This window comes from Pseudoalteromonas luteoviolacea CPMOR-1 (assembly GCF_001625685.1).
In the GTDB taxonomy this organism is placed as follows: domain Bacteria; phylum Pseudomonadota; class Gammaproteobacteria; order Enterobacterales; family Alteromonadaceae; genus Pseudoalteromonas; species Pseudoalteromonas luteoviolacea_K.
This window is the reverse complement of record NZ_AUYC01000050.1, coordinates 1-380: the sequence shown is the minus strand read 5'-3', so window position 1 is coordinate 380 and position 380 is coordinate 1. Positions and strand designations below refer to the sequence as shown.

1 protein-coding gene is annotated in these 380 nt (G+C 50.0%); it reads right to left on the bottom strand.

The genetic code is table 11. The annotated features are described in order from the left end of the window. Positions 1-380: Ig-like domain-containing protein (locus tag N473_RS26560; protein ID WP_196766441.1), on the bottom strand; the 380-nt coding region annotated here is incomplete at both ends.

Genomic DNA, 380 nt, shown 5'->3' with positions numbered 1-380 from the left:
AATGTATAGGTGTAACTCGCACCCACTTCTGCGCTGCTAAAACTAAAGCTCGCACTGCCCGTTTCTGTGCTGTTATAGCTGGTATCACTGAGTGCCACACTGTGACCACTTGGCGCGCTAGTATCCAGAGTACTCGTCGCCGTCACTGCTGTGGCCGCGTTACCGGCCGTATCTGTCAGTGTCACAGACAGCGTGAGTGTACCGTCATTCAGTGCACTTAAATCTATATTAGAAATGGTTTGGCTTGCAGAAGTCACCGTGCCATTGCCCGTTGCTGACGTGCCGCCATTGCTACTCGAAATAGTATAGCTGTAGGTTGCGCCTACTTCGGCACTGCTAAAGCTAAACGAGGCTGCAGTTTTTTCAGTGTTGGAATATAA